The 25,285-nt window shown below is 63.9% G+C and carries 35 protein-coding genes; 2 read left to right on the top strand and 33 right to left on the bottom strand.

Going from position 1 to position 25,285, the window contains the following annotated elements; translation table 11 throughout:
- Nucleotides 1-4 precede the first annotated feature (4 nt).
- The gene (locus A8G00_RS13785; protein ID WP_061939330.1) at nucleotides 5-580 is read left to right on the top strand and encodes a thermonuclease family protein; all 576 of its coding nucleotides are present in this window, start codon (nucleotides 5-7) and stop codon (nucleotides 578-580) included.
- 68 nt (nucleotides 581-648) lie between these two features.
- Here A8G00_RS13785 and A8G00_RS13780 read toward each other — a convergent pair whose 3' ends face one another.
- The 4 genes from A8G00_RS13780 to A8G00_RS13765 form a co-directional block, all read right to left on the bottom strand.
- Entirely contained in the window at nucleotides 649-1,149 is a 501-nt protein-coding gene (locus A8G00_RS13780; protein ID WP_103000933.1) for a glycine zipper 2TM domain-containing protein, read from the bottom strand.
- A gap of 189 nt (nucleotides 1,150-1,338) precedes the next feature.
- Nucleotides 1,339-2,394, bottom strand: coding sequence for a ribonucleotide-diphosphate reductase subunit beta (locus tag A8G00_RS13775; protein ID WP_025547297.1), 1,056 nt, complete (start codon nucleotides 2,392-2,394; stop codon nucleotides 1,339-1,341).
- 6 nt (nucleotides 2,395-2,400) lie between these two features.
- The gene (locus tag A8G00_RS13770) at nucleotides 2,401-2,856 is read right to left on the bottom strand and encodes an endonuclease domain-containing protein (protein WP_103000932.1); all 456 of its coding nucleotides are present in this window, start codon (nucleotides 2,854-2,856) and stop codon (nucleotides 2,401-2,403) included.
- 22 nt (nucleotides 2,857-2,878) lie between these two features.
- Nucleotides 2,879-4,834 carry a ribonucleoside-diphosphate reductase subunit alpha gene (locus tag A8G00_RS13765; RefSeq protein WP_025547294.1) on the bottom strand — a complete coding sequence of 652 codons (1,956 nt, stop codon included), beginning with the start codon at nucleotides 4,832-4,834 and terminating at the stop codon, nucleotides 2,879-2,881.
- A gap of 498 nt (nucleotides 4,835-5,332) precedes the next feature.
- Here A8G00_RS13765 and A8G00_RS13760 point away from each other — a divergent pair, with 498 nt between their 5' ends.
- Entirely contained in the window at nucleotides 5,333-5,977 is a 645-nt protein-coding gene (locus A8G00_RS13760) for a glutathione S-transferase family protein (RefSeq protein WP_048576433.1), read from the top strand.
- A 33-nt stretch (nucleotides 5,978-6,010) separates the two neighbouring features.
- Here the strand turns inward: A8G00_RS13760 and A8G00_RS13755 are convergent, their stop codons facing one another.
- The 29 genes from A8G00_RS13755 to rpsL all read right to left on the bottom strand — a co-directional run bounded on the left by A8G00_RS13755 (nucleotide 6,011) and on the right by rpsL (nucleotide 24,930).
- Complete coding sequence (locus tag A8G00_RS13755; protein ID WP_103000931.1) at nucleotides 6,011-7,051, bottom strand: acyltransferase; 1,041 nt, start codon at nucleotides 7,049-7,051, stop codon at nucleotides 6,011-6,013.
- 171 nt (nucleotides 7,052-7,222) lie between these two features.
- The gene (locus A8G00_RS13750; RefSeq protein WP_103000930.1) at nucleotides 7,223-7,762 is read right to left on the bottom strand and encodes an SRPBCC family protein; all 540 of its coding nucleotides are present in this window, start codon (nucleotides 7,760-7,762) and stop codon (nucleotides 7,223-7,225) included.
- Nucleotides 7,763-7,858: 96 nt separating this feature from the next.
- Entirely contained in the window at nucleotides 7,859-8,515 is a 657-nt protein-coding gene (locus A8G00_RS13745) for an adenylate kinase (protein WP_025547288.1), read from the bottom strand.
- Between the two features lie 48 nt (nucleotides 8,516-8,563).
- A complete protein-coding gene (gene secY, locus A8G00_RS13740) occupies nucleotides 8,564-9,928 on the bottom strand; it encodes a preprotein translocase subunit SecY (RefSeq protein WP_013847751.1) in 1,365 nt (454 codons plus the stop codon).
- A 250-nt stretch (nucleotides 9,929-10,178) separates the two neighbouring features.
- Nucleotides 10,179-10,703 carry a 50S ribosomal protein L15 gene (gene rplO / locus A8G00_RS13735; protein WP_025547286.1) on the bottom strand — a complete coding sequence of 175 codons (525 nt, stop codon included), beginning with the start codon at nucleotides 10,701-10,703 and terminating at the stop codon, nucleotides 10,179-10,181.
- Nucleotides 10,704-10,858: 155 nt separating this feature from the next.
- Nucleotides 10,859-11,035: a 50S ribosomal protein L30 gene (gene rpmD, locus A8G00_RS13730; protein ID WP_013847753.1), complete on the bottom strand. Its 177-nt coding sequence runs from the start codon at nucleotides 11,033-11,035 to the stop codon at nucleotides 10,859-10,861.
- Nucleotides 11,036-11,041: 6 nt separating this feature from the next.
- Nucleotides 11,042-11,758 (bottom strand): 30S ribosomal protein S5, encoded by a 717-nt coding sequence (gene rpsE, locus A8G00_RS13725; RefSeq protein WP_044661335.1) that lies wholly within the window; start codon nucleotides 11,756-11,758, stop codon nucleotides 11,042-11,044.
- A 2-nt stretch (nucleotides 11,759-11,760) separates the two neighbouring features.
- Entirely contained in the window at nucleotides 11,761-12,114 is a 354-nt protein-coding gene (gene rplR, locus A8G00_RS13720) for a 50S ribosomal protein L18 (RefSeq protein ID WP_025547282.1), read from the bottom strand.
- 1 nt (nucleotide 12,115) lies between these two features.
- The gene (gene rplF, locus A8G00_RS13715; RefSeq protein ID WP_025547280.1) at nucleotides 12,116-12,649 is read right to left on the bottom strand and encodes a 50S ribosomal protein L6; all 534 of its coding nucleotides are present in this window, start codon (nucleotides 12,647-12,649) and stop codon (nucleotides 12,116-12,118) included.
- Nucleotides 12,649-13,044 carry a 30S ribosomal protein S8 gene (rpsH, locus tag A8G00_RS13710; RefSeq protein WP_025547278.1) on the bottom strand — a complete coding sequence of 132 codons (396 nt, stop codon included), beginning with the start codon at nucleotides 13,042-13,044 and terminating at the stop codon, nucleotides 12,649-12,651. Before rpsH ends, rplF begins: the two co-directional genes overlap by 1 nt.
- A 12-nt stretch (nucleotides 13,045-13,056) precedes the next feature.
- On the bottom strand, nucleotides 13,057-13,362 hold the full coding sequence (rpsN, locus tag A8G00_RS13705) for a 30S ribosomal protein S14 (RefSeq protein WP_025547277.1): 306 nt from the start codon (nucleotides 13,360-13,362) through the stop codon (nucleotides 13,057-13,059).
- Between the two features lie 52 nt (nucleotides 13,363-13,414).
- Complete coding sequence (rplE, locus tag A8G00_RS13700; protein WP_037481563.1) at nucleotides 13,415-13,987, bottom strand: 50S ribosomal protein L5; 573 nt, start codon at nucleotides 13,985-13,987, stop codon at nucleotides 13,415-13,417.
- Entirely contained in the window at nucleotides 13,987-14,298 is a 312-nt protein-coding gene (gene rplX, locus A8G00_RS13695) for a 50S ribosomal protein L24 (protein ID WP_025547274.1), read from the bottom strand. Before rplX ends, rplE begins: the two co-directional genes overlap by 1 nt.
- Nucleotides 14,298-14,666, bottom strand: a complete 369-nt coding sequence (gene rplN, locus A8G00_RS13690; protein WP_007686569.1) for a 50S ribosomal protein L14 — start codon at nucleotides 14,664-14,666, stop codon at nucleotides 14,298-14,300. Before rplN ends, rplX begins: the two co-directional genes overlap by 1 nt.
- Nucleotides 14,667-14,866: 200 nt before the next feature.
- On the bottom strand, nucleotides 14,867-15,130 hold the full coding sequence (rpsQ, locus tag A8G00_RS13685) for a 30S ribosomal protein S17 (protein WP_006960320.1): 264 nt from the start codon (nucleotides 15,128-15,130) through the stop codon (nucleotides 14,867-14,869).
- A gap of 15 nt (nucleotides 15,131-15,145) precedes the next feature.
- Nucleotides 15,146-15,349, bottom strand: coding sequence for a 50S ribosomal protein L29 (rpmC, locus tag A8G00_RS13680; protein WP_013847759.1), 204 nt, complete (start codon nucleotides 15,347-15,349; stop codon nucleotides 15,146-15,148).
- A 3-nt stretch (nucleotides 15,350-15,352) separates the two neighbouring features.
- Entirely contained in the window at nucleotides 15,353-15,784 is a 432-nt protein-coding gene (rplP, locus tag A8G00_RS13675) for a 50S ribosomal protein L16 (RefSeq protein WP_007686573.1), read from the bottom strand.
- Nucleotides 15,785-15,805: 21 nt separating this feature from the next.
- On the bottom strand, nucleotides 15,806-16,501 hold the full coding sequence (gene rpsC, locus A8G00_RS13670) for a 30S ribosomal protein S3 (RefSeq protein ID WP_021239758.1): 696 nt from the start codon (nucleotides 16,499-16,501) through the stop codon (nucleotides 15,806-15,808).
- Between the two features lie 5 nt (nucleotides 16,502-16,506).
- Nucleotides 16,507-16,893, bottom strand: coding sequence for a 50S ribosomal protein L22 (gene rplV / locus A8G00_RS13665; protein WP_025547267.1), 387 nt, complete (start codon nucleotides 16,891-16,893; stop codon nucleotides 16,507-16,509).
- Nucleotides 16,893-17,171 carry a 30S ribosomal protein S19 gene (gene rpsS, locus A8G00_RS13660; protein ID WP_007686576.1) on the bottom strand — a complete coding sequence of 93 codons (279 nt, stop codon included), beginning with the start codon at nucleotides 17,169-17,171 and terminating at the stop codon, nucleotides 16,893-16,895. The genes rplV and rpsS overlap by 1 nt, the downstream gene beginning before the upstream one ends.
- A 5-nt stretch (nucleotides 17,172-17,176) precedes the next feature.
- Entirely contained in the window at nucleotides 17,177-18,013 is an 837-nt protein-coding gene (rplB, locus tag A8G00_RS13655; protein WP_007686579.1) for a 50S ribosomal protein L2, read from the bottom strand.
- Between the two features lie 2 nt (nucleotides 18,014-18,015).
- Entirely contained in the window at nucleotides 18,016-18,333 is a 318-nt protein-coding gene (locus A8G00_RS13650; RefSeq protein WP_007686581.1) for a 50S ribosomal protein L23, read from the bottom strand.
- Complete coding sequence (gene rplD, locus A8G00_RS13645) at nucleotides 18,326-18,949, bottom strand: 50S ribosomal protein L4 (RefSeq protein ID WP_007686583.1); 624 nt, start codon at nucleotides 18,947-18,949, stop codon at nucleotides 18,326-18,328. Before rplD ends, A8G00_RS13650 begins: the two co-directional genes overlap by 8 nt.
- A 2-nt stretch (nucleotides 18,950-18,951) precedes the next feature.
- Entirely contained in the window at nucleotides 18,952-19,707 is a 756-nt protein-coding gene (gene rplC, locus A8G00_RS13640) for a 50S ribosomal protein L3 (RefSeq protein WP_025547262.1), read from the bottom strand.
- Nucleotides 19,708-19,981: 274 nt separating this feature from the next.
- A complete protein-coding gene (gene rpsJ / locus A8G00_RS13635) occupies nucleotides 19,982-20,290 on the bottom strand; it encodes a 30S ribosomal protein S10 (protein WP_007686587.1) in 309 nt (102 codons plus the stop codon).
- Nucleotides 20,291-20,498: 208 nt separating this feature from the next.
- Nucleotides 20,499-21,689 carry an elongation factor Tu gene (tuf, locus tag A8G00_RS13630; RefSeq protein ID WP_025547259.1) on the bottom strand — a complete coding sequence of 397 codons (1,191 nt, stop codon included), beginning with the start codon at nucleotides 21,687-21,689 and terminating at the stop codon, nucleotides 20,499-20,501.
- 136 nt (nucleotides 21,690-21,825) lie between these two features.
- Nucleotides 21,826-23,898, bottom strand: coding sequence for an elongation factor G (fusA, locus tag A8G00_RS13625; RefSeq protein WP_044661334.1), 2,073 nt, complete (start codon nucleotides 23,896-23,898; stop codon nucleotides 21,826-21,828).
- 174 nt (nucleotides 23,899-24,072) lie between these two features.
- Entirely contained in the window at nucleotides 24,073-24,543 is a 471-nt protein-coding gene (rpsG, locus tag A8G00_RS13620) for a 30S ribosomal protein S7 (RefSeq protein ID WP_007686590.1), read from the bottom strand.
- Between the two features lie 15 nt (nucleotides 24,544-24,558).
- Nucleotides 24,559-24,930: a 30S ribosomal protein S12 gene (rpsL, locus tag A8G00_RS13615; RefSeq protein WP_007686591.1), complete on the bottom strand. Its 372-nt coding sequence runs from the start codon at nucleotides 24,928-24,930 to the stop codon at nucleotides 24,559-24,561.
- Nucleotides 24,931-25,285 lie beyond the last annotated feature (355 nt).

The raw sequence follows: 25,285 nt of genomic DNA, 5'->3' as shown, positions 1-25,285 counted from the left end.
CGTCATGAGCCGAGGGTCGAGGAAGAAGCGCAGCGAAACGGTCTGGTTGGCGGAGGCGCGTCGGGCTGGGCGCGGGCGCCTGCAACCCAGGAAGTCCGGTGGCCCCTCCATCGCCGTGCTGGTGATCGGCGGGGTGCTGATCGGCGCGGCGCTGGGCTGGTTCGGGCCGGATCTGGCGCAGCGTTTCCAGAGGAGTGGGCGGGAGGCCGCCTTTCCTGTCGCAGGGGACAGCCTGTCGGCGCAATTCGGCTTCTGCCATGTCGGCGGGGGCGTCAATTGCGTGGTCGACGGAGACACCTTCTGGTTCCATGGCGAGAAGGTGCGGGTGATGGACATCGACGCGCCGGAAACGCACGGGCCGCGCTGTGCCGAGGAAGCCGCTCTGGGAGCGCGGGCGACGCAGCGATTGCAGCAGTTGATGAATGCCGGCCCTTTCTCGCTGGAGAGCGGGGATCGGGAGACGGACCGCTATGGGCGGGCGTTGCGGGTGGTGACGCGCGGCGGGCAGTCGATCGGCGAGATGCTGGTGACCGAAGGGCTGGCGCGGGAATGGGACGGGGCGCGGCACCCATGGTGTTGATCGCCCGCTATTGATGGCCCGGTGTTAAGCGGGTCGGGAGGGGAAGGCCTTCGCCCTCCCCCCACGGCTTAGCGGCAGCTCAGATTGCCGCGGTCGATCTCCCGGCCCAGCAGCGCGCCCGCGCCTGCGCCGATGAGGATGCCCGCCGTGTTCGAATAGCCGCGGTCGAGCTGACCGCCGAGCAGGCCGCCCAGCGCCGCGCCGACGATGAGGCCGGTGGTGCCGTCCGAACGGCGGCAATAATATCGGTCGTCATAGCCGCGATAGATGCGGGTGGAGCGGGTGACGCGGATCGGCTCATAGCCGCCGCGATAATAGCGGTCGGGCCGATAGTAGCGGCCATAGCGCGGGTCCGGCCGGTTCCAGTCATAGCTGTAGATCACGCCGCCGGGACGGCGCCAGCCTTCGTGACGGCCATTGTCGTGGCGGCCGCCATGCTTCCAGTCGTCGCGGCCATGGCCCTTGCCATGTCCGGCCCAGGGCGGCGGATCGGCGGCTGCGGGGGCGGCGCTCAGCGTCACGGCGCCAAGCGACAGGGCGGCTAAAGCGGCTTTCAGGGTGGATTTCATCTCTGGCTCCCTTGGTCGACTTTTCGATGGGAGCACAACAAACCAAAGCAGATAAACGTTGCATGAACGGAACAAAACAGGGCGTTCATGCGGGGGTCAGCTTACCCGCCGGCGGGACTGCCGGGGAAGCATTGCCTTGGACCGAAAGGCGGCACCATGGGAGCGGTGCCGCCTTTTCGCCTGTCATGATTATTCCGCCGCGATCCCGGCGGCCTTGAACATATCCGGATCGCCCGCTTCATCCGCATTGGCGGCGGTGCCGCCCTTGAGCTTGGAGCGGCGGTCGAACGCATCCCACACGTCGTTCCACTGGCCGCGGGTCGCCGCCTTCGAATATTCCGTGGCGCGGGTTTCGAAGAAATTGGCGTGCTCCACGCCGTTCAGCAGCGGGGTCAGCCAGGGGAGCGGGTGCTCGTCGATCATGTAGATGGGCTTCAGGCCCAATTGCCCCAGGCGCCAGTCGGCGATGTAGCGGACATATTTCTTGATGTCCTTGGGCGTCATGCCGGGCACCGGGCCCATTTCGAAGACGAGGTCGACGAAGGCGTCCTCGATGCGGACGGTCTTCTGGCACATGTCCATGATGTCGTCCTTGACCGCCGGGGTCAGGCAGTCGCGTTCCTTCACGAAGGCGTGGAACAGGCGGACGATGCCCTCGCAGTGCAGCGTCTCATCCCGGACCGACCAGCTCACGATCTGGCCCATGCCCTTCATCTTGTTGAAGCGCGGGAAGTTCATCAGCATCGCGAAGCTGGCGAAAAGCTGCAACCCCTCGGTGAAGCCGCCGAACATGGCGAGCGTCTTGGCGATGTCCTCGTCCGTGTCGACGCCGAACTGCTGGAGATAGTCGTGTTTGTCCTTCATCTCCTTATACTGCATGAAGGCGCTATATTCGCTTTCCGGCATGCCGATCGTGTCGAGCAGGTGCGAATAGGCCGCGATGTGGACCGTTTCCATGTTGCTGAAGGCGGTCAGCATCATCTTGATTTCGGTCGGCTTGAACACGCGGCCGTATTTTTCGTGGTAGCAGTCCTGCACCTCCACGTCCGCCTGGGTGAAGAAGCGGAAGATCTGCGTCAGCAGGTTGCGTTCGTGGTCGCTGAGCTTCTGCGCCCAGTCGCGGCAATCCTCGCCCAGGGGCACTTCCTCCGGCAGCCAGTGGAGCTGCTGCTGGCGCTTCCAGAACTCATAGGCCCAGGGATATTCGAAGGGCTTGTAGACCTTGCTGGCTTGAAGAAGGGGCATGGGTTTTTACTCCGCGAAACTTATACCAGACCCTCTCCCCTTGTGGGAGAGGGAGGGGCCCATCGCGTCAGCGATGGGAGGGTGAGGGATGAAGGCGGCGATGGTTGCCAGCACGCCTTCCAGATTCTGCATCACGTCATGGTTCCAGAAGCGGATCACGCGATAGCCTTCCCGTTCGAGGAAGGCCGTGCGGGGCGCATCTGCCGCTTCTTCATGTTGGCCGCCATCCAGTTCGACGACCAGGCGGGCGGCATGAGAGGCGAAATCAGCAAAATAGGGGCCGATGGGAACCTGGCGGCGGAACTTGGCGCTCGACAACTTTTCGCGGAGGAGAGTCCAGAGGCGTTTCTCGGCGTCGGTTGCGTTGCGGCGGAGTTCTCTTGCGCGGGCGATCGTCGGGTTTGGGGTCTTACCCCTCACCTTCCCACGCGGCTTTGCCGCGCGGGCCCCTTCCTCTCCCACAAGGGGAGAGGAGATTCTTGGATCACTGGCAGGCGAGGCACTCGTCATAGTCGGTGGTCTCGCCGATTTCGAATTTGGGGGCGTCGATGGTGTTGTCCGCTTCCACCCCGCCCGCGAAGCCGGCGCGCTGGACCGATTTCGAGCGGAGATAATAGAGCGACTTGATGCCCAGTTCCCACGCCCGGTAGTGGAGCATCAGCAGGTCCCATTTCTCCACATCAGCCGGGATGAACAGGTTCAGCGACTGCGCCTGGTCGATATAGGGCGTGCGGTCTGCGGCCAGTTCGAGCAGCCAGCGCTGGTCGATCTCGAAGCTGGTCTTGAACACATCCTTTTCCTCCTGGGTCAGGAAGTCGAGATGCTGGACGCTGCCGCCCTTTTCCAGGATCGAATTCCAGACAGCCGTCGAGTCCTTCGCCTTTTCGACCAGCAGCTTTTCGAGATAGGGGTTCTTGACCGCGAAGCTGCCCGACAGCGTCTTGTGGGTGTAGATGTTCGCCGGGATCGGTTCGATGCAGGCCGACGCGCCGCCGCAGATGATGCTGATCGACGCGGTGGGCGCGATCGCCATCTTGCAGGAGAAGCGCTCCATCACGCCCATGTCGGCGGCGTCCGGGCACGGGCCCCGCTCAACCGCGAGCTGCATCGAGGCTTCGTTCACCTTCTCGTTGATGTGCTTGAAGATGCGCAGGTTCCAGCTTTTCGCCATCGCGCCTTCGAAGGGAAGTCCCCGGGCCTGGAGGAAGGAGTGGAACCCCATCACCCCCAGGCCCACCGACCGTTCACGGCTCGCACTATATTTCGCCCGCGCCATTTCCGGCGGCGCGCGGTCGATATAGTCCTGCAGCACATTGTCGAGGAAACGCATGACATCCTCGACAAACTGCCTGTCGTCCTTCCACTCATCCCAGGTTTCGAGATTGAGGGAGGAAAGACAGCAGACGGCCGTGCGGTCATTGCCGATATGGTCGCGACCCGTCGGCAAAGTGATTTCGGAGCAGAGGTTGGAGGTCGACACCTTGAGCCCCAGATCGCGGTGATGCTTGGGCATCGTGCGGTTCACGGTGTCGTTGAAGACGATATAGGGTTCGCCGGTGGCGAGGCGGACCTCCACCAGTTTCTGGAACAGGGCGCGGGCGTTGACGCTGCCGCGCACCGACTGGTCCTTGGGGCTGCGCAGGGCGAAGTCCTTGCCGTCGCGCACCGCCTCCATGAACTCGTCGGTCAGCAGGACGCCATGGTGCAGGTTCAGCGCCTTGCGGTTGAAGTCGCCCGACGTCTTGCGGATTTCCAGGAATTCCTCGATCTCCGGATGGGAGATGTCGAGATAGCAGGCGGCCGAGCCGCGGCGCAGGCTGCCCTGGCTGATCGCGAGGGTCAGCGAGTCCATCACGCGGACGAAGGGGATGATGCCGCTGGTCTTGCCGTTGAGGCCCACCGGCTCCCCGATGCCGCGCACATTGCCCCAATAGGTGCCGATGCCGCCGCCCCGGCTGGCGAGCCAGACATTTTCGTTCCAGGTGTTGACGATGCCTTCCAGGCTGTCGTCGACGCTGTTCAGATAGCAGCTGATGGGCAGGCCGCGTCCGGTGCCGCCGTTCGACAGCACAGGCGTCGCGGGCATGAACCAGAGGCGCGAGATATAGTCGTAAACGCGCTGGGCATGGTCGGCGTCGTCGGCATAGGCGGCGGCGACGCGGGCGAACAGGTCCTGATAGCTCTCGCCGGGCAGCAGATAGCGGTCCTGCAGCGTGTCCTTGCCGAAATCGGTCAGCAGCGCGTCGCGGCTGGCGTCGGTCACGACATGGAAACGGCGTTCCAGCACGGTTGACGAGCCCGGCGTGGGATCGGCCTTGGGGGCTGGCGCCTGGTCCGAAGGAGCGGGAGCCTTCTTCTTGTCCGCCACGGTTTCGACCACTTCGTCAATCACGGTTGCCACGTCGCTTGCACTCACCTGTTCGCTGTCTCGAAAATCCATGACCAGCTCCCCGAATGTTCCTGTTTCGTTCGATTCGGTCAAGCCGCTGCCGGCCGGGCCGAACGAATGTAGCATTATCGACCCGGTCAGGCACGGAGATGGGGCCAGCAGACGCGATCGCAAGGGCAAAAACAGCCTCCCTCCGGGAACCGGCCCGGTTGGTGCGATCACAATCTGTTGGGTAACCCCCGTTAACCCGATACAAGGGATAGTGCCACAGCTTCATTTCCTTTCAAGGGGGTAAATGACAGTTCGGGGACTCGGTTCATCGACGCGGAGACTCATTTCATCGACGGTCCGGCACGGCGCAGCGCAGCGACGCACGGACTTTCCTTGGCTTTGCAAAAGGCAAGAGGGACAATTTGGCGCGGAAAATAAATTTGGCTTGCCACGCAATTCTCCGGACCGGGCGATTCCGCCCTTGGCGCTTCGTGACGGATGGATGACAAGACAGGGGAACGGAATGGCACGAACCCATGGCCGACGAGAGGAGCCGACATGATTCTCTATTACCACCCCCTCTCCTCCTGCAGCTGGAAGGTGCTGATCGCCCTTTACGAGAACGGCACGGCTTTCGAGGCGCGCATGCTGGACGATCCGGCCGTGGCGGAGGCGTGGCTGGCGCTGTGGCCGCTGGGGAAGTTCCCCGTGCTGCGGGACGAGGCACGGGACAGGACGGTCGCGGAAACCAGCATCATCGTCGAATATCTGGGACGGCATCATCCCGGACCCTTCCGGCCGATTCCCGAGGATGCCGACGCGGCGCTGGAGGTGCGGCTGATGGACCGGCTGTTCGACCTCTATGTGATGACGCCGATGCAGGCGATCGTCGCGGACAAGATCCGGCCCGAGGGCGTGGCCCGCGATTCCCATGGCGTCGGGGAAGCGCGGCGAATGCTGGGCAAGGCCTATGCGTTGCTGGAGGCGCGGATGGCGGGGCGGCGCTGGGCGGCGGGCGACGATTTCACCTTGGCCGATTGCGCGGCGGCCCCGGCGCTGTTCTATGCCGACAAGATCGAGCCGATGCGCGGGGGCTTTCCGGGGCTGCGCGCCTATCTGGAACGGTTGGAGGCGCGGGAAAGCTTTGCCCGAGTGCTGCGGGAGAAGCAGCCCTGGTGGTCCATGTTTCCCTTTGCGGATTAGGCCTTAGGGATCGAGCAGCGCTTCCGAATCGCCTCAGGCCCGGCTCGGGGCCGTCTCGCGCGGCGCGGCACGGTCCCGGCGACGGCGCCACCAGCCCAATATCGCCTCGCCAGCGGGCCGTTCGACCAGCCGGTTGATCAGCGTGCCCAGCGCCAGCGCCACGGCGAACGCCGCCGCAAATCCCGCCCAGGGGCTATATCCCGCCTCCGCCATCTTGAGCATCACGACGAAACCGACATGCTGGTGGATGAGGTAGAAGGAATAGCTGATACCGCCCATCCAGACGAGCGGACGAAGGCTGAGGAAGTGCAGCCGCCCGGCGGTCAGCGCTGCGAAGGCGGCGAGCAGCAGGAGGCCGGCCAGCATGATGTCCGGGCTGTCGATCGTCGCGATCGACAGCAGCGCAAGCGCGGCATAGGGCGCCTGTTGCCGCCAGCTCCGCTGCCCTGCCCAGACGCGATAGGACAATATGCCGATGATGAAGAAGGGCACGTAGCGCAGCACCAGCAGCATCACGATCCGCTCCGGCATGCCCGGCCACAGCGCATAGAGCCAGCGCAGGGCCAGCCAGGCGAGCAGTACGGGTTCCAGCCGCCTGAGGCCCGTCCACTTCCAGATCGACAGCATGCAGACATAGAAGGCGATCTCTACCGTCAGCGTCCAATAGGCGCCGTCGACCTCCGGCAGGAAGGCGAAGCCCTGCAGCATGGTGACATTGGCCAGGATCGCCCCCGGCCCGATCAGCAGTTGCGAGACATGGGCCAGATATTCGACGCCCAGCGTCAGCAGCATGGCGACCAGATAGGCGGGATAGAGCCGGGCGAAGCGGTTGATCAGGAAATCGGCGGTGGTGCGGATGCGATCGAGCGTGAAGAAGATCGCGAAGCCGGAGATGGCGAAGAACAGCAGCACCCGGTAATTGCCGCCCAGAAAGCGGAAGGGCACATGGGCCGCCTGGGGGAACAGCTCATGGAAGCGCGTCGAATAGTGGAAGACGAGCACGCACAGCGCGCCCAGCCCCCGCAAGGCGTCCAATTCCGTCAGGCGGCGGGTGGAAGGGCGCGGCCCCGTCATGAGTCCGCCATAGCAACAGAACAGCAATCATACCGTTAATATCGTGGTTAACGCGCAGCCCGGCAGCATTTCCGGAAAAAAGCGGCGGTGGCGCGACGAGGCCCGTTGCGCGCCCGTCGGCCTATCGGCTGGCATGGCATTGCGCGTCAGCGGCGCAACCGGGGTGGAAAGCTATTGCCCGCCTGCTTCCGCGGCGCGTTTCAGCCCCTGCAACTGTTCGGCCAGCACCCTGTCGACGATCGGAGCGATGCCCGCCGCACCGGTGCGGAGATAGCCGCCGACGACATAGCTCATCCCGACGCGCGCGCCCTCGCCGTCGGGCGCAATGTCGAAGGTGAGCGTGCCGGTCACCGCCTCCGCCTGCAACGGGCCCAGCGCTCCGGACAGGCGCAACTGCCTGTCGGGCTGCGCCTGGATCACGCGGCCATGCTCGACGCTGCCTGGTCTGCCGTCCTTCCCCGGCACCTTCTCGCAAAAGCAGCCGCCGGCTACGGGATCAAGGCTGAGATTGGCGGCGTCGCCGCTATATGTATGCTGCCCGTTCCACCAGCGCCCCGGCTGCCCCAACAGCCGATAGACGGTGGCCGCGTCGGCGGAGATGTGGACGCTGTTCTCCACGGCGAAGCCATGATCGCTGCTGCCGGTGACGGCAGAATGGACCGGCGCAGCCATCGTCACGCCAGCCCATATCCATATCCGATGCTTTCCCATCGCGCCTTCCCTTCCCTGATCAGGAGGGTAGCCTAATGCCGATTGCCGCATTTGCCGAGCGGCCGAATGCGGCAAACTGGCGCGAACGGAGAGGTGTCAGGCGCCCTTGCCGTCCAATATGGCGGCAATCGCGACCGTCACATCGTCCATATCGGCCATGCCGTCGACCCGCGAGACGATGCCGCGCGCTTCGTAGATCGGCAGGATCGGCGCGGTCTTGGCGCGATATTCGGCCATGCGGGTGCGGACGGTTTCCTCATTGTCGTCGGGACGGCGCTTGAACTCGTGCCCATGGCACTTGTCGCACTCGCCCTCGACCTTGGGCTGCTTGAAGCTGTCGTGATAGCCCTCGCCGCAGGTCGCGCAGGTGAAGCGGCCGGTGATGCGCTCTACCAGGGCATCCTCGTTCACTTCCAGTTCGATCACATGGTCTAGGGTGCGGTTGCGGTCGGCCAATATGCCGTCCAGCGAATGGGCCTGCGCCTCGGTCCGCGGATAGCCGTCGAAGATCACGCCGGTTTCGGGCGCCAGGGCATCCAGCGCCTCCCCGATGATGCCGGAGACGATCTCGTCCGACACCAGTTCGCCGGCCTCCATCACCGCCTTGGCCTTGAGGCCGATGGGCGTCCCGGCCTTCACCGCCGCGCGCAGCATGTCGCCGGTCGAGAGTTGCACCATGGCCCGGCTGTCCACCAGGCGCGTCGCCTGCGTTCCCTTGCCGGCGCCCGGAGGGCCGAGCAGAATGATATTCATGTCGCGCATTCTCCCCTGTTCTTCGCGCTTTTTACCGTTCCGCGCCGCTTAGCGCAGACGCCCTTTCAGCTTCGCCTTCTTGATCAGATCCCCATATTGATGGGCGAGCAGGTGGCTCTGGATCTGCGTCACGGTGTCGACCGTAACATTGACGACGATCAACAGGCTAGTCCCACCAAGGTAGAAGGGAATGCCCGCCCGGGCGATCACGAATTCCGGCACCAGGCAGATGAAGGCCAGATAGGCCGCACCGATCACCGTGATCCGGGTGAGCACATAGTCGAGATAATTTTCGGTGTTCTTGCCCGGACGGATGCCGGGAATGAAGCCGCCATTGCGCTTCAGATTGTCGGCCGTCTCTTCCGGATTGAACACCACGGCGGTGTAGAAGAAGCAGAAGAAGACAATGCCGAGACCGTAGAGCGCCATATAGACCGGGCTGCCGTGCGACAGATACTGGTTCAGCGTCAGCACGAAATCGCCCAGCCTGCTCTCGCCCGCCACGGTCTGGCCGGCGAACTGAGAGACGGTGAGCGGCATCAGCAGCAGCGAGCTGGCGAAGATCGGCGGGATCACGCCCGCCGTGTTGACCTTCAGCGGCAGATGGCTGCGGTCGGCCTGCATCAGGCCCTGGCGCGTCTGGCGCTTGGGATATTGGATCAGCACCCGGCGCTGCGCCCGCTCCATGAAGCAGATGAAAGCGATGAGGCCGAAGCCCAGAACGATCACCAGGAAAATGACCAGGCCGGAAATCGCGCCCGTGCTGCTCGACTTGAACAGGTTGCTGAGCGTCACCGGCAATTGCGCGACGATGCCCGCCATGATGATGAGCGAGACGCCGTTGCCGATGCCGCGCGAGGTGATCTGCTCACCCAGCCACATCAGGAACATGGTGCCGCCGATCAGCGAGATCACCGCCGCGACGCGGAACAGATAGCCCGGATCGACCACCGCCTGCACGCCGGACTGGGCGCCGAAGCTTTCCAGCCCCACGGCGATGAAATAGCCCTGGACGGCGGTCAGGCCCACCGTGCCGTAGCGGGTATATTGGTTCAGCTTCTTGCGGCCGCTTTCGCCTTCCTTCTTGATCGCCGCGAGTTGCGGCGAGAGGGAGGCGGCGAGCTGTACCACGATCGAGGCGGTGATGTAGGGCATCACACCGAGCGCGATCAGGCTCATGCGCGACAGCGACCCGCCCGAGAAGGTGTTGAAGATGTCGAGGATGCCGCCATTGGTCTGCTTGTAAAGCTGCGACAGCGCGGTCGGATCGACGCCCGGCAGCGGCACGAAGCTCAGGAAGCGGAAAACGATCAGCGCGCCCAAGGTGAACCACAGGCGCTTCTTGAGGTCGGTCGCCTGGCTGAACTTCGCCAGGCTGAGATTGGATGCGAGCTGGTCGGCTCTCGATGCCATCTTGGCTGCCCTTCAAAACATCTTGCCGGGATTTGGAAAGCCCGGAGCGGAATCGCTAACCCCTTAGCGGGGCGATGGGGCGCTGTCGAACCGGGAATTGCACCCCGTCCATTCCGAATGGCCTTGCGCCTGTCGACAGGCTCAGCCTCCACTCGATACGGACGGCGAGGGTTCCGGAGTCCCCAAAACACGTGGCCCCGCTCACCCATATCGGGCAGCGGGGCCATGCTTGCAAGCCTTACGGCTTAATTCACGCCTTCTTCGCGGCCTTGGCGCTGCCCTTCTTGGCGGCGGCCTTTTCAGCGGCGGGAACGACGGCGATCACTTCGACCTTGCCGCCAGCCTTTTCGACGGCTTCGACAGCGCCCTTCGACGCGCCGGCGACGAGCAGGTTGACCTTGGCCGTCAGCTCGCCCTTGCCGAGCAGACGCACGCCATCCTTGCCGCCACGGGCCAGGGCGGCCGCCTTCAGCGCCGCGTGGTCGATGGTCGCATTGGCATCCAGCTTGCCGGCGTCGATCGCCTTCTGCACCGCGCCCAGGTTCACGATCGCGTAATCCTTGGCGAAGATGTTGTTGAAGCCGCGCTTCGGCAGACGCATGTGGAGCGGCATCTGGCCGCCTTCGAAGCCGTTGATGCTGACGCCCGAACGCGCCTTCGCACCCTTCTGACCGCGACCGGCGGTCTTGCCCTTGCCCGAGCCGATACCACGGCCGACGCGCATCCGGCCCTTGCGGGCGCCGGCATTGTCATTGAGTTCGTTAAGCTTGGTCATAATCTGCACTCGCTTTCGCTATGTTCGCGCGAAGGCCCGATCCACCAGGACCGGGCCGGAGCCCCGGCGAATGCCGGGGCCTCGTGAGGCTGGGCACATCCCGTTGGAAGAAGCGCCCAGCGGTTTGCGATCCCGGCTTGCGCCGGGATGACGGTTTAGTCGACCACCGCCACCATATGGGGCAGCTTCGCGATGGCGCCGCGGACTTCCGCAGTGTCTTCCAGCTCCACCACGCGGTGCATCTTGCCAAGGCCGAGGCCGATCAGAATCTTCTTCTGGGCTTCGGGACGGCGGATCGGTGAGCCGATCTGCTTGATCTTGATCTTCGCCATGATGTCTTACTCCGCAATCGCTTCGGCGTCCGCCTGGGCGACTTCGGCCGAGGCGCCGCCGCGACGGAGCAGGTCGGCAACCTTCTTGCCGCGACGCTGCGCCACCGCCTTGGGGCTGACCTGTTCACCCAGCGCCTCGAAGGTCGCCCGGATCATGTTGTAGGGGTTCGACGTGCCGTTCGACTTGGTCACGACGTCAGCGACGCCGAGGCTTTCGAACACGGCGCGCATCGGACCGCCCGCGATGATGCCCGTACCGGCAGGCGCCGAACGCACGGTCACCTTGCCGGCGCCGAAATGGCCCTTGCCGTCATGGTGCAGGGTGCGGCCTTCCTTCAGCGGAACGCGGACCATCGCCTTCTTCGCCGAAGCGGTCGCCTTGCTGATGGCTTCGGGCACTTCGCGCGCCTTGCCATGGCCGAAGCCCGCACGGCCCTTGCCGTCACCAACGACGACCAGAGCGGCGAAACCGAAGCGCTTGCCGCCCTTCACCGTCTTCGAGACGCGGTTGATGTGAACCAGCTTCTCGATCAGCTCCTCACCCTGTTCCTCGTCACGATTGCCGCGACGGTCGTCGCGACGGCCACGGCCGCCACGCTCGCCACGGTTGCGGTCGCCGCCACGGCCACGGCCCCGACCGGGACCCCGGCCTTCGGTCTGCTCGCCGCCTTCAACGGCCGCGGGTGCGCCCGGCTGGGCCTGGATATCGTTTTCGTCAGCCATGATCAGAACTCCAGCCCGGCTTCACGGGCCGCATCGGCCAGCGCTTTGACGCGGCCATGGAACAGGAAGCCACCACGGTCGAAGACGACCCGGGTGACGCCGGCGGCGGTCGCCGCAGCGGCAACGCGCTTGCCGACATCCGCAGCGGCATCGGCGGTGGCGCCGGTATTGCCGCGGACATCCTTGTCCAGGGTCGACGCGGCGGCCAGGGTCTTGCCCTGCGCATCGTCGATGATCTGGGCATAGATGTGACGGCCCGAACGGTGGACGCTGAGGCGCGGACGGGTGCCCGAAACAGCCTTGAGCGCGGTGCGGACGCGGCGGCGACGCCGCGCGAAGAGGGAAAGCTTTGCCATCTTACTTCTTCTTCCCTTCCTTGCGGAAGATGAACTCGCCGGCGTACTTGATGCCCTTGCCCTTATAGGGTTCGGGCTTGCGCCAGCGGCGGATCTCGGCGGCAACCTGACCCACCTGCTGCTTGTCGATGCCGCTGATCTCGACCGTGGTGTTGTCCGGGGTCTTGATCTCGATGCCTTCGGGCACCGCGAAGTCGACGTCATGCGAATAGCCGAGCTGCAGCTTCAGGGTCTTGCCCTGGGCATTGGCGCGGTAGCCGACACCGGTGATCAGCAGCTTCTTCGAGAAGCCCTCCGTCACGCCGGTGATCAGGTTCTGGATCAGCGTGCGCTGCATGCCCCAGAAAGCGCGGGCGCGCTTGCTGTCATTGGCAGGCTTCACCGCGATCGAGCCTTCCTCGATGCTGTAGGTGACTTCGTCGGCCAGCGGCAGCGACAGGGTGCCCTTGGGGCCCTTCACCGAAAGCTGGCCGTCGGCGATAGCGGCGGTGACGCCCGCGGGGACGGCAACCGGCTTCTTACCAGTACGGCTCATCAGAACACCTCCGCCAGCACTTCGCCGCCGACATTCTGCTCGCGCGCTTCGGCGTCGGACAGAACGCCCTTGGGCGTCGAGACAATGGTGATGCCAAGGCCGTTGCGCACGACGGGAAGTTCCTTGGAACCCGAATAGACGCGGCGGCCGGGCTTGGACACGCGGGCGACATGCTTGATCGCCGGCTGGCCCTCGAAATATTTCAGCTCGATGCGCAGGCCGGCATGCTTGCCGAGCAGTTCCTCGGAATAGCCGCGGATATAGCCTTCGCGCTGCAGCACGTCGAGCACGCGGGCGCGGAGCTTCGAAGCGGGGGACACAACGCTGTCCTTCTTCGCCTGCTGCCCGTTGCGGATGCGGGTGAGCATATCACCCAGGGGATCGGTCAATGCCATCTCAAATGATCCTTACCAGCTCGACTTGGTGACGCCGGGGATCAGGCCCTTGTTGGCCAGATCACGCAACTGCACGCGGCAGAGACGGAATTTGCGGTAATAGGCCCGGGGACGGCCCGTCAGCTCGCAGCGATTGCGCACGCGGGTCGGGTTGCCGTTGCGGGGGATTTCCGCCATCTTCAGACGCGCGATCAGACGCTCCGTGTCGTCGAGCGCGGTATCGGCTGCGATCGCCTTGAGCTTCGCATAGCGGCCGGCATATTTCTTCACCAGCTTCTTGCGGCGCTCATTCTTGTTGATCGAACTCAGTTTCGCCATGACTTAAGTTCTCTTTCTTAGCCTAACGGTTGGAAAGAGAAGCGGGACCTTTTCAGGCCGCCTGCTTCTCTTCGAGCGGGAAGGGGAAGCCGAAGAGACGCAGCAGTTCGCGCGCTTCCTCGTCCGTCTTCGCCGTGGTGGTCACGATGATGTCCATGCCGCGCACCTTGTCGATGCGGTCATAGTTGATCTCGGGGAAGATGATCTGCTCTTTGATGCCGAAGGCATAGTTGCCGCGGCCGTCGAAGCTCTTCGGGTTGAGACCGCGGAAGTCGCGCACGCGGGGCAGAGCGATGTTGATCAGGCGATCAAGGAACTCATACATGCGCTCGCGGCGCAGCGTGACCTTGGCGCCGATCGGCATGCCTTCACGCAGCTTGAACTGCGCGATCGACTTGCGAGCCTTGGTGATGACCGGCTTCTGGCCGGCGATCAGTTCCATTTCCTCGGCGGCCGAAGTGACCTTCTTCTTGTCCTGCGTGGCTTCGCCAACGCCCATGTTGAGCGTGATCTTCTCGATCTTCGGCACTTCCATGACGTTCTTGTAACCGAACTTCTCGGTCATCGCCTTGGCGATTTCGGCGTCATAGAGCGCCTTCGAGCGCGGGATGTACTTGTCGCTCATTACAGCACCTCACCGGACTTGACGGCGACACGGACCTTCTTGCCGTCGCGATCCTCGAAGCGGACGCGGGTCGGCTTGCCATCCTTGTCGGCGACAGCGACGTTCGAAATGTGGAGCGGCGCGGGCTTGCGCTCGATGCCGCCCTGCGGGTTCGCCTGGTCGGGCTTGCGGTGACGCGCATGCACGTTGATGCCTTCGACGAGGACCTTGTCCTCCTTCGGCAGCACCTGCAGGACGGCGCCGGTGCGGCCCTTGTCCTTGCCGGCCAGGATGACGACCTTGTCGCCCTTCTTGATCTTGGCAGCGCTCATTACAGCACCTCGGGGGCGAGCGAGATGATCTTCATGTGCTTCTTGGCGCGCAGTTCGCGAACGACCGGGCCAAAGATACGGGTGCCGATCGGCTCCTCGTTCTTGTTGATCAGCACGGCGGCATTGCCGTCGAAGCGAATCACGCTGCCGTCAGCGCGGCGCACGTCCTTGGCGGTGCGCACGATGACGGCGCGGTGCACGTCACCCTTCTTCACCTTGCCACGAGGCGCAGCTTCCTTGATCGAGACGACGATGATGTCGCCCACGCTCGCGAAGCGACGCTTCGAGCCGCCCAGCACCTTGATGCACTGGACGCGCTTGGCGCCGCTGTTGTCAGCGACGTCAAGATTGGATTGCATCTGGATCATGGATCCGGTTCCTTCTTATTTGGCCTACCGGGACAATTCCCGGCGGTTCCGAATTTCACTGCACTAGAGCCCTTGGCGAACCATCTGACTCTCCTTTGAGGAGCCATCTGACTCTACGCGAAGCGCGGGCCTGTACCCTTTCCAGGCGGAAAAGGCCAGCCCCGCGCGACACTTTTCTTCAAAGGCTCAGCGAGCCTCCCTCAGGCCGCCGTTTCCGGCGACTTGTGGGTGTCCACGCGCTCGATGACCTTCCAGGTCTTGAGCTTGGAAATCGGAGCGGTCTCCTCTATGCGGACCGTTTCGCCTTCCTTGTAGACATTGCCCTCGTCATGGGCATGGTACTTCTTCGAACGGCGGATGATCTTGCCGTAGAGCGCATGCTTAACCTTGCGCTCCACGCGAACCACCACCGTCTTGTCGGTCTTGTCGGAAACCACCGTTCCCGTCAGCACGCGCTTGGGCATCGTGTGATTTCCTTCTTACTTCGCAGCCGAGCGCGAACGCTCGGACTGAAGGGTCTTGATCTGCGCGATCGACCGGCGGACTTCACGCACGCGGCTGGGCTTTTCCAGCTGGTTGGTGGCCGCCTGGAAGCGCAGGTTGAACTGCTCGCGCTTCAGGTTGTTGAGTTCGGTCGACAGTTCGTCGTCCGTCTTGGTCTTGAGGTCGGCAACGTTCGCCACGGCTTAGCCCTCCAGGTGCGAGGTGTCGCCGAGGCGGGCAACGACCTTGGTCTTGATGGGCAGCTTCATCGCGGCGCGCGAGAAGGCCTCTGCTGCGAGCGGGCCGGGAACGCCGTCCAGTTCGAACAGGATGCGGCCGGGCTTGACGCGGGCCGCCCAATATTCGACCGAACCCTTGCCCTTGCCCTGACGGACTTCGGCGGGCTTCTTCGACACCGGCACGTCGGGGAACACGCGGATCCACAGACGGCCCTGACGGCGAAGGTGACGCTGGATCGCGCGGCGGGCCGCCTCGATCTGGCGGGCGGTGACGCGCTCGGGTTCCAGAGCCTTCAGACCGTAAGCGCCGAAGTTCAGGGCCGAACCGCCCTTGGCGTCGCCCTTGATCCGGCCCTTGAAGGTCTTGCGGAACTTCATTTTCTTCGGTTGCAGCATGACGCTATACCTACCTTATCTTCAGCGCGCCGGGCGCACGCCGGAGGTCTGAGCCTCCAGCATCAGCCGGTCGGTAGCCATCGGATCGTGACCAAGGATTTCGCCCTTGAAGATCCAGACCTTGATGCCGCAAACGCCATAAGCGGTGTGCGCTTCGGCTTCGGCATAGTCGACGTTCGCGCGCAGCGTGTGCAGCGGAACGCGGCCTTCGCGATACCATTCCACGCGGGCGATCTCCGCGCCGCCCAGACGGCCGCCGCAGGTGATCTTGATGCCTTCGGCGCCCAGACGCAGGGCGCTCTGCACCGCGCGCTTCATGGCACGGCGGAACGCCACGCGGCGCTCCAGCTGGTCGGCAATGCCCTGCGCGACGAGCTTGGAGTCGATTTCCGGCTTGCGAATCTCGACGATGTTCAGGCTGACGTCCGAAGAGGTCAGGCTGCCCAGCTTCTTGCGCAGCTTCTCAATGTCCGCGCCCTTCTTGCCGATGATGACACCGGGGCGGGCAGCGTAGATCGACACGCGGCACAGCTTGGCGGGACGCTCTATCACGACCTTGGAGATCGCGGCCTGCGGCAGGTTCTTCATGATATACTGGCGGATCTTCAGATCCTCCAGCAGCAGGCGGCCATAGTCGGCGCCTTCCGCGAACCAGCGGCTGTCCCAGGTACGGTTGATCTGCAGACGCAGACCGATCGGATTGCTCTTGTGACCCATGTCTCTTACGCCTCCGCTTCTTCAGCTGCTTCGCGAACGACGATGCGCACGCGGCTGAAGGGCTTCAGGATCCGGGTCGACTTGCCGCGGCCGCGAGCGTGGAAGCGCTTCATGGTGAAGCTCTTGCCCACCGATGCTTCCGCGACGACCAGCGAGTCGACGTCCAGATTATGATTGTTTTCCGCATTGGCGATGGCCGAAGCCAGCACCTTGCGCACGTCGACCGCCATCGCCTTCTTCGAGAAGGCGAGGATGTTCAGCGCGTCCTCGACCTTGCGGCCGCGGATGAGCGTGGCGACCAGGTTCAGCTTCTGGGCCGAACCACGGATCTGCGTGCCGACGGCCAGCGCCTCATTGTCGGCGACGCGACGGGGAGCCTTTTCCTTGCTCATTAGCGCTTGCCCTTCTTGTCGGCGGCGTGGCCGGGGAAGTAGCGGGTCGGGGCGAATTCGCCCAGCTTGTGACCCACCATGTCCTCGTTCACCGAGACCGGCACATGCTTGCGGCCGTTATAGACGTTGAACGTCAGGCCGACGAACTGCGGCAGGATGGTGGAACGGCGCGACCAGGTCTTGATCGGACCCGAACGGCCACCGGCGTCCTGCGCCACTTCCGCCTTCTTCAGAAGGCTGAGGTCCACGAACGGACCTTTCCAGACGGAACGAGCCATCTCGCTTACCTCTTCTTCTTCGCGTGGCGGCTACGGATGATGAACTTGTCCGTCGCCTTGTTGTGGCGGGTGCGCGCACCCTTGGTCGGCTTGCCCCAGGGCGTGACCGGATGACGGCCGCCCGAGGTCCGGCCTTCACCACCGCCATGCGGGTGGTCGACCGGGTTCTTCGCCACACCGCGCGTCAGCGGACGCTTGCCGAGCCAGCGGTTGCGACCGGCCTTGGCGAGATTGGTGTTGGCGTTGTCCGGGTTCGACACGGCACCGACGGTGCCCATGCAGTCCGAACGGATGTAGCGCTGCTCGCCCGAGGACAGGCGGACCATCACCATGCCACGATCGCGGCCGACGAGCTGGGCGTAGGTGCCCGCCGAACGGCAGAGCTGACCGCCCTTGCCGGGCTTCATCTCGATATTGTGGATGATGGTGCCGACCGGCATCTGGCCGAGTTCCATCGCATTGCCCGGCTTCACGTCGGTCTTCTTGCCCGCGACGACCTTGTCGCCGGGAGCCAGACGCTGCGGCGCCAGGATATAGGCCTGGGTGCCGTCGGGATAGTTGACCAGCGCGATGAAGGCGGTGCGGTTGGGGTCATATTCCAGACGCTCGACCGTGCCCTCGACGTCCCACAGGCGACGCTTGAAGTCGATGATGCGGTAGCGCTGCTTGTGACCGCCGGCGATGCCGCGCGAGGTCACATGACCCTTGTTGTTGCGGCCGCCGGTCTTACGCTTGCCTTCGGTCAGCGCCTTGACGGGCTTGCCCTTGTGCAGCGCGCTGCGGTCGACGAGGATCAGGCCGCGCTGGGCGGGGCTGGTCGGGTTGTAGCTCTTAAGCGCCATGGTCAGCGCACTCCTTCGGTGATGTCGATCGACTGGCCATCGGCCAGGCGAACGATCGCCTTCTTGACGTCCGAGCGCGTATAGGGCTTGCCCTTCCACTTCTTGGTCTTGCCCTTGGCGACCAGCGTGTTCACGCTCTTGACCGTCACGCCCCAAATGGCTTCGACGGCGGCCTTGATCTCCGGCTTCGACGCATCGTTGGCGACCTTGAAGACCACGGCGTTGTTCTCGGAGAGAAGGGTCGACTTCTCGGTGATGACCGGCGCGACAACGACGTCATAATGACGGTTGTCGACGGTCGCGGCTTCTTTCTTAGCCATTGAAACGGGCCTCCAGCTTTTCGACCGCGGCGCGGGTCAGCACCAGCGAATCGGCCTTCAGGATGTCGTAGACGTTGGCGCCGACGGCGGGCAGCAGGTCCACGCCGATGATGTTCGCCGAAGCCTTCGCGAAGCTGACGTTCACCGCGTCGCCGTCGATGAACAGAGCCTTGTTGAGGTTCAGCTTGGCGAGGTGCGCGACCAGCGCCTTGGTCTTGCCTTCCGCCACGTCGAGATTGTCGAGAACGATCAGCGATCCGTCCTTGGCCTTCGACGACAGGGCCATTTTCAGGCCGAGCGCACGAACCTTCTTGTTGAGGTCGTGGCCGAAGGTGCGGGCGCGGGCGCCGTGCGCCTTACCACCGCCGATGAACACGGGCGCCTTGCGGTCGCCGTGACGGGCGGTGCCGCCGCCCTTCTGACGGCCGAACTTCTTGCCGGTGCGGGCAACGTCCGAACGCTCGCGGGTGGCGCGGGCCGGAGCGCGACGCTTTTCGAGCTGCCAGGTGACGACGCGGTGCAGAATGTCGGTGCGGGGTTCGACGCCGAACACGGCATCGTTCAGTTCCACTTCACCGGCGGCTGCGGCATCGAGGGTCTGTACCTTGACCTTCATGATTAGCCCTCCTGGCCTTCGGTCGCTTCGGGAGCGGCCGCTTCTTCAGCGGGCGTTTCGGCCGGAGCGTTGTTGCTGTTGGCAGCCTGCTTCAGGCTCGCCGGATAGGGCGCGTCGGCTGGACGCTTGACCTTGACGGCGTCGCAGACGGTCAGCCAGGTGCCCTTGGCGCCGGGGACGCTGCCCTTGACGAACAGCAGGCCGCGCTCGACGTCCGTGCGGACGATTTCGAGATTCTGCTGGGTGCGCTCGCGGTCACCCATGTGACCGGCCATCTTCTTGTTCTTGAAGACGCGGCCCGGGTCCTGACGGTTACCGGTCGAACCATGGGCACGGTGGCTGATCGAGACGCCGTGGGTGGCGCGCATACCGCCGAAGCCCCAGCGCTTCATGGCGCCGGCGAAACCCTTACCCTGGGTGTGGCCGGCAACGTCGACCAGCTGGCCGGCGATGAAGTGGTCGGCCGCGATCTCGGCGCCGACATCGAGGAGCGCATCCTCGGCAACGCGGAATTCGACCAGGCGCGCTTTCGGCTCCACTTCCGCCTTGGCGAAGTGGCCGCGCTGCGGCTTGGCGACATTCTTGACCTTCGCGACGCCCGCACCGAGCTGAACCGCGACATAGCCGTCGCGATCTGTTTCCTTGCGGGCCACGACCTGATTGCCTTCAAGGGCCAGAACCGTAACCGGAATATGACGTCCGTCCTCCTGGAACAGACGGGTCATCCCGACTTTCTTAGCGATCACGCCTGTGCGCATCACCGATTACTCCCATAGAGGCCCGCCTTAGCAGCGGGCGTATCCAACGAAAAAACCGCTCAGGATTTCTCCCTCGCGGCCCAACCCCAATATAGATCACCCCGTCCGGGTTGGATGCCGACCCCTATTCGGGACCAGCGACGGGGGACCAGGACCACGAGCCCTTTCCGGTTCACCGGAGAGGCCGTGCGGTATCCCTGTGTCTTTTGAGCTTCCGGCCAGCGGAATGCCCGATACCCTGCCCACCTTGCGGGTTGGCAGGGACTTGCCGGCTTCAGGCCAGCTTGATCTCGACGTTCACGCCGGCAGCCAAATCCAGCTTCATCAGCGCGTCGACCGTCTGCGGCGTCGGCTGCACAATGTCAAGCATGCGCTTGTAGGTGCGGACCTCGAACTGCTCGCGCGACTTCTTGTCGATGTGCGGGCCACGGTTGACCGTGAACTTTTCGATGCGCGTCGGAAGGGGAATCGGACCGCGGATAAGGGCGCCGGTGCGGCGGGCGGTGTCGGCGATGTCGCCGGTCGCCTGATCGAGCACGCGATGATCGAACGCCTTGAGGCGAATGCGGATGTTGCTGTCCATTGTTCCTGTACCGATGCGAAAGAGCCAAAACCCGGAGCATTTTCAGAAATCAGCCGGAGCAGCCGATGATTTATGAAAATGCGCCAACCAAAAAATATCCGCCCCGTTCCTTGCCCTTCTAGCTCGACTGGAGCCGGAGAAAGGCGATCCGGGGCGGTAAAAAACTCAGCGGCGCGAATCAGGCGATTCGCGCCGCTGCGGTCCTATATTACTTCGAGATCGTGCCGACAACCCCTGCGCCGACGGTGCGGCCGCCTTCGCGGATGGCGAAGCGGAGACCCGCGTCCATCGCGATCGGGGCGATCAGCTTCACGCCGAGCTTCACGTTATCGCCGGGCATGACCATCTCGGTACCCTCGGGCAGGATCACTTCGCCGGTCACGTCGGTGGTGCGGAAGTAGAACTGCGGACGATAGTTGGCGAAGAACGGAGTGTGACGACCGCCTTCTTCCTTCGACAGGACGTAGACTTCCGCGTCGAACTCGGTGTGCGGGGTGATGGTGCCGGGCTTGGCCAGAACCTGACCGCGCTCGACTTCTTCACGGCCCACGCCACGGATCAGCGCGCCGATGTTGTCGCCGGCCTCACCCTGATCGAGCAGCTTGCGGAACATTTCGACGCCGGTCACGGTGGTCTTGCGGGTATCCTTCAGACCGACGATCTCGACTTCCTCGCCAACCTTGACGATGCCGGTCTCGACGCGGCCGGTCACGACGGTGCCGCGACCCGAGATGGAGAACACGTCTTCGATCGGCATCAGGAACGGACGATCGACCGGACGCTCCGGCTGCGGGATGAACGAGTCGACAGCGGCCATCAGCTTCAGAACGGCGTTCTTGCCGATTTCGTCGTTCGAACCGTCCAGAGCCTTGACGGCCGAACCGGGGATGACGGGGATGTTGTCGCCGTCGAAGTCGTAGGACGACAGCAGTTCGCGGATTTCCAGCTCGACCAGTTCCAGGATTTCCGGATCGTCGACGAGGTCAACCTTGTTCATGAACACGACGAGCTGCGGCACGCCGACCTGGCGGGCGAGCAGGATGTGCTCGCGGGTCTGCGGCATCGGGCCGTCGGTGGCCGAAACGACGAGGATCGCGCCGTCCATCTGGGCCGCGCCGGTGATCATGTTCTTGACGTAGTCGGCGTGACCCGGGCAGTCGACGTGCGCGTAGTGACGGGCTTCGGTCTCATATTCGACGTGGGCGGTCGAGATGGTGATGCCGCGCTCGCGCTCTTCGGGCGCCTTGTCGATATTGGCATAGTCGACGAAGGTCGCGCCGCCGGTTTCAGCGAGCACCTTGGTGATCGCCGCGGTCAGCGAGGTCTTGCCATGGTCGACGTGACCGATGGTGCCGATGTTGCAGTGCGGCTTGTTCCGCTCAAACTTAGCCTTAGCCATTTTATCCTACCTTCTAATCAAATCAGCTTTGGTCTGACCGCTCGGCCGCGCCTCGCGAAGGCGCGTCCATAGCAGCAAATTTAGAGAATGCCAGCCCAAAACCGAGCCGCTTGCGCGGCCCGGCCCGGGAAATTCATCAGGCCATCTTCGCCTTGACCTCGTCCGCCACATTCTGCGGCACTTCGTCATAGTGCGAGAAGATCATCGAGTAGTTCGCGCGCCCCTGGGTGAACGAGCGAAGCTGGTTCACATAGCCGAACATGTTGGCCAGCGGGACCATCGCCTCGACCACCTGCGCGTTGCCGCGGCTGTCGGTGCCCTGGATCTGGCCGCGGCGGCTGTTCATGTCGCCGATGACGTCGCCCAGATATTCCTCCGGGGTCACGACCTCGACCTTCATGATCGGTTCAAGCAGCTTGATGCCCGACTTGGCGGCCGCCTCGCGCATGGCGCCGCGGGCGCAGATTTCGAAGGCCAGGGCCGACGAGTCGACGTCGTGATAGGCGCCGTCCGTCAGATGGACTTCGAAGTCGATGATCGGGAAGCCGATGAGATGACCGGTCTCGGCCGTCTCGCGGAAGCCCTTTTCCACCGACGGGATATATTCGCGCGGGATGTTGCCGCCCTTGATCTCGTCGAAGAACTGGTAGCCCGAACCGCGCTCGCCGGGGATGACGGTGACCTTGACGCGGCCGAACTGGCCCGAGCCGCCCGACTGCTTCTTGTGGGTGTAGTCGATGTCGACCTTCTTCGCGAGATATTCGCGATAGGCGACCTGCGGCGCGCCGACATTGGCCTCGACCTTGAACTCGCGCTTCATGCGGTCGACGAGGATTTCGAGGTGCAGTTCGCCCATGCCCTTGATGATGGTCTGGCCCGATTCGTGGTCGGTCGAGACGCGGAAGGACGGATCCTCGGCGGCCAGGCGGTTGAGCGCGATGCCCATCTTTTCCTGGTCGGCCTTGGTCTTGGGTTCGACCGACAGCTCGATCACCGGCTCGGGGAATTCCATCCGCTCCAGGATGATCGGCTGGCGCTCGGCGCACAGCGTATCGCCGGTGGTGGTTTCCTTGAGGCCCGCCAGGGCGACGATGTCGCCGGCATAGGCGGTGTCGATGTCCTCACGCGAGTTGGCGTGCATGAGGAGCATGCGGCCGATCTTTTCCTTCTTGTCCTTGACCGAGTTCAGATAGCTGCCCTTGGTCAGCGTGCCCGAATAGACGCGCAGGAAGGTGAGCGAACCCACGAACGGGTCGTTCATGATCTTGAACGCCAGACCCGAGAAGGGCGCGTCGTCGGCCGTCTTGCGGCTGTCGGGCTCGTCGGTGTCGGGGTTGATGCCCTGAACGTCGGGAATGTCGAGCGGCGAGGGCAGATAGTCGACCACCGCGTCGAGCAGCGGCTGGACGCCCTTGTTCTTGAACGCCGAACCGCACAGCACCGGCACGAAGGCATGGCCCAGCGTGCCCTTGCGGATCAGCTTCTTGAGCGTGGCGACGTCGGGCAGATTGCCTTCCAGATAGGCTTCCATCGCATCGTCGTCCTGTTCGACGGCGAGCTCGATCAGCTTCTCGCGATATTCGGCGGCCTTGTCGGCGAGGTCGGCCGGAATCTCCTCATAGGTGAACTCGGCGCCCAGATTCTCATCCTTCCAGATGATGGCGCGGTTCTCGACCAGGTCGACCAGGCCCTTGAAGTCCGATTCCGCACCGATGGGCAGATAGAGGACGGCCGGGGTGGCGCCCAGACGGTCGATGATCGTCTGCACGCAATAATAGAAGTTGGCGCCGGTGCGGTCGAGCTTGTTGATGAAGCACATCCGCGGAACCTTGTACTTGTCCGCCTGGCGCCACACGGTTTCCGACTGCGGCTCAACGCCTGCGACGCCGTCGAACGCGGCGACCGCGCCATCGAGCACGCGCAGCGAACGCTCGACTTCGATGGTGAAGTCGACGTGGCCGGGGGTGTCGATGATGTTCAGGCGATGATCGTTCCAGAAGCAGGTCGTCGCAGCCGACGTGATGGTGATCCCACGCTCCTGCTCCTGCTCCATCCAGTCCATGGTGGCGGCGCCGTCATGGACTTCGCCGATCTTGTAGGACTTGCCGGTATAGTAAAGGATACGCTCGGTCGTGGTGGTCTTGCCGGCGTCGATATGCGCCATGATACCGAAATTGCGATAGCGTTCGAGCGGATGGCTGCGGGCCATGATGCTTCTCCGTTGCCGGCGCGCCGGCGGTTGGGGATTCGTTAAATCTGCGCGTGGCCCCTAAACCAATCCGTCCGCCATGGGTAGCCACCCGTGGCGAACGGACCGATTTTTCGAAACCATGAGAGGAAGCGGACGATATGGGCGCCCGCTTCGCCTTTTTCCAGCGCCGAATTACCAGCGATAGTGCGAGAAGGCGCGGTTCGCTTCCGCCATGCGGTGCGTGTCTTCGCGCTTCTTGACGGCATTGCCGCGGTTGTTGGCGGCGTCCAGCAGTTCACCCGACAGGCGGGCGGCCATGGTGGTTTCGCTGCGGTTGCGCGACGCGGTGATCAGCCAGCGGATCGCCAGCGCCTGGGCGCGCTCCGGGCGCACTTCGACGGGGACCTGGTAGGTCGCACCACCGACGCGGCGGCTGCGGACCTCGATGCCGGGCTTCACATTGTTCAGCGCGTCATGGAACATGGCGATCGGGTCCTTCTTGGACTTCGCCTCGACAGTGTCGAGAGCGCCGTACACGATGGACTCGGCGACGGCCTTCTTGCCGTCCTGCATGATGCTGTTCATGAACTTCGACAGCACGACATCACCGAATTTGGGATCGGGCAGGATGACGCGCTTTTCGGGGCGACGACGACGTGACATATTACTGGTCTCCCCTTACTTCGGACGCTTGGCGCCGTACTTCGAACGGCTCTGCTTGCGGTCCTTGACGCCCTGGGTATCCAGAACGCCGCGCAGCACGTGATAGCGCACACCGGGAAGGTCGCGCACGCGGCCGCCGCGGATCAGCACGACGCTGTGCTCCTGAAGGTTGTGGCCTTCACCCGGAATGTAGGTGATGACTTCGCGCTGGTTGACCAGGCGCACCTTCGCCACCTTGCGGAGAGCCGAGTTCGGCTTCTTCGGGGTCGTCGTGTAAACACGGGTGCAAACGCCGCGCTTCTGCGGGTTCGCTTCCATTGCAGGGACCTTCGACTTGGTCTTCTGCAGTTCGCGGCCCTTGCGGACCAGCTGGTTGATCGTTGGCATGAAGCCCTTCACCTTTTTCAGTTACTTTACCGCATGCATTCCCGCGTTCCTTGCGGCCTGGAAAACGAATCGCCTCCAAACAGCAAAGGCTCCGGCGGAAACCCGCCCGGAGCCGCAAGAGCACCGGCAATGTTCAGCTCTGATGCCCTGAGGACCGGGGTTCGGCGCGAACGAATCCGTCCATTCCGGCCTTTGGGCAGGCGCGCCTATAGCCATGTGGCGGCCACCGGTCAAGAACAGGCCCGACGATCCGCTCCGTCCCGATCCGACGTGGCGGGACGGCAGGAGATGACGCCTTTCTATCCGGCGCAGCAGAGTCCGACGAGGCCGGTTTGCGAAGGGCGGAGAGCGCCGG

The sequence above is a fragment of the Sphingobium sp. SA916 genome (assembly GCF_002894065.1).
Lineage (GTDB): Bacteria > Pseudomonadota > Alphaproteobacteria > Sphingomonadales > Sphingomonadaceae > Sphingobium > Sphingobium fuliginis.
This window is presented reverse-complemented; position numbering and strand designations above follow the sequence as displayed.

Coding starts and splice junctions, on each gene's coding strand:
- A8G00_RS13785 (WP_061939330.1), top strand. CDS start 5: ATGAGCCGAGGGTCGAGGAAGAAGCGCAGCGAAACGGTCTGGTTGGCG.
- A8G00_RS13780 (WP_103000933.1), bottom strand. CDS start 1,149: ATGAAATCCACCCTGAAAGCCGCTTTAGCCGCCCTGTCGCTTGGCGCC.
- A8G00_RS13775 (WP_025547297.1), bottom strand. CDS start 2,394: ATGCCCCTTCTTCAAGCCAGCAAGGTCTACAAGCCCTTCGAATATCCC.
- A8G00_RS13765 (WP_025547294.1), bottom strand. CDS start 4,834: ATGGATTTTCGAGACAGCGAACAGGTGAGTGCAAGCGACGTGGCAACC.
- A8G00_RS13760 (WP_048576433.1), top strand. CDS start 5,333: ATGATTCTCTATTACCACCCCCTCTCCTCCTGCAGCTGGAAGGTGCTG.
- A8G00_RS13755 (WP_103000931.1), bottom strand. CDS start 7,051: ATGACGGGGCCGCGCCCTTCCACCCGCCGCCTGACGGAATTGGACGCC.
- A8G00_RS13750 (WP_103000930.1), bottom strand. CDS start 7,762: ATGGGAAAGCATCGGATATGGATATGGGCTGGCGTGACGATGGCTGCG.
- A8G00_RS13745 (WP_025547288.1), bottom strand. CDS start 8,515: ATGAATATCATTCTGCTCGGCCCTCCGGGCGCCGGCAAGGGAACGCAG.
- secY (WP_013847751.1), bottom strand. CDS start 9,928: ATGGCATCGAGAGCCGACCAGCTCGCATCCAATCTCAGCCTGGCGAAG.
- rplO (WP_025547286.1), bottom strand. CDS start 10,703: ATGACCAAGCTTAACGAACTCAATGACAATGCCGGCGCCCGCAAGGGC.
- rpmD (WP_013847753.1), bottom strand. CDS start 11,035: ATGGCGAAGATCAAGATCAAGCAGATCGGCTCACCGATCCGCCGTCCC.
- rpsE (WP_044661335.1), bottom strand. CDS start 11,758: ATGGCTGACGAAAACGATATCCAGGCCCAGCCGGGCGCACCCGCGGCC.
- rplR (WP_025547282.1), bottom strand. CDS start 12,114: ATGGCAAAGCTTTCCCTCTTCGCGCGGCGTCGCCGCCGCGTCCGCACC.
- rplF (WP_025547280.1), bottom strand. CDS start 12,649: ATGAGCCGTACTGGTAAGAAGCCGGTTGCCGTCCCCGCGGGCGTCACC.
- rpsH (WP_025547278.1), bottom strand. CDS start 13,044: ATGGCATTGACCGATCCCCTGGGTGATATGCTCACCCGCATCCGCAAC.
- rpsN (WP_025547277.1), bottom strand. CDS start 13,362: ATGGCGAAACTGAGTTCGATCAACAAGAATGAGCGCCGCAAGAAGCTG.
- rplE (WP_037481563.1), bottom strand. CDS start 13,987: ATGAGCGACAAGTACATCCCGCGCTCGAAGGCGCTCTATGACGCCGAA.
- rplX (WP_025547274.1), bottom strand. CDS start 14,298: ATGAGCGCTGCCAAGATCAAGAAGGGCGACAAGGTCGTCATCCTGGCC.
- rplN (WP_007686569.1), bottom strand. CDS start 14,666: ATGATCCAGATGCAATCCAATCTTGACGTCGCTGACAACAGCGGCGCC.
- rpsQ (WP_006960320.1), bottom strand. CDS start 15,130: ATGCCCAAGCGCGTGCTGACGGGAACGGTGGTTTCCGACAAGACCGAC.
- rplP (WP_007686573.1), bottom strand. CDS start 15,784: ATGCTGCAACCGAAGAAAATGAAGTTCCGCAAGACCTTCAAGGGCCGG.
- rpsC (WP_021239758.1), bottom strand. CDS start 16,501: ATGGGTCACAAGAGCAATCCGATCGGTCTGCGTCTGCAGATCAACCGT.
- rplV (WP_025547267.1), bottom strand. CDS start 16,893: ATGAGCAAGGAAAAGGCTCCCCGTCGCGTCGCCGACAATGAGGCGCTG.
- rpsS (WP_007686576.1), bottom strand. CDS start 17,171: ATGGCTCGTTCCGTCTGGAAAGGTCCGTTCGTGGACCTCAGCCTTCTG.
- rplB (WP_007686579.1), bottom strand. CDS start 18,013: ATGGCGCTTAAGAGCTACAACCCGACCAGCCCCGCCCAGCGCGGCCTG.
- A8G00_RS13650 (WP_007686581.1), bottom strand. CDS start 18,333: ATGGCTAAGAAAGAAGCCGCGACCGTCGACAACCGTCATTATGACGTC.
- rplD (WP_007686583.1), bottom strand. CDS start 18,949: ATGAAGGTCAAGGTACAGACCCTCGATGCCGCAGCCGCCGGTGAAGTG.
- rplC (WP_025547262.1), bottom strand. CDS start 19,707: ATGCGCACAGGCGTGATCGCTAAGAAAGTCGGGATGACCCGTCTGTTC.
- rpsJ (WP_007686587.1), bottom strand. CDS start 20,290: ATGGACAGCAACATCCGCATTCGCCTCAAGGCGTTCGATCATCGCGTG.
- tuf (WP_025547259.1), bottom strand. CDS start 21,689: ATGGCTAAGGCTAAGTTTGAGCGGAACAAGCCGCACTGCAACATCGGC.
- fusA (WP_044661334.1), bottom strand. CDS start 23,898: ATGGCCCGCAGCCATCCGCTCGAACGCTATCGCAATTTCGGTATCATG.
- rpsG (WP_007686590.1), bottom strand. CDS start 24,543: ATGTCACGTCGTCGTCGCCCCGAAAAGCGCGTCATCCTGCCCGATCCC.
- rpsL (WP_007686591.1), bottom strand. CDS start 24,930: ATGCCAACGATCAACCAGCTGGTCCGCAAGGGCCGCGAACTGCAGAAG.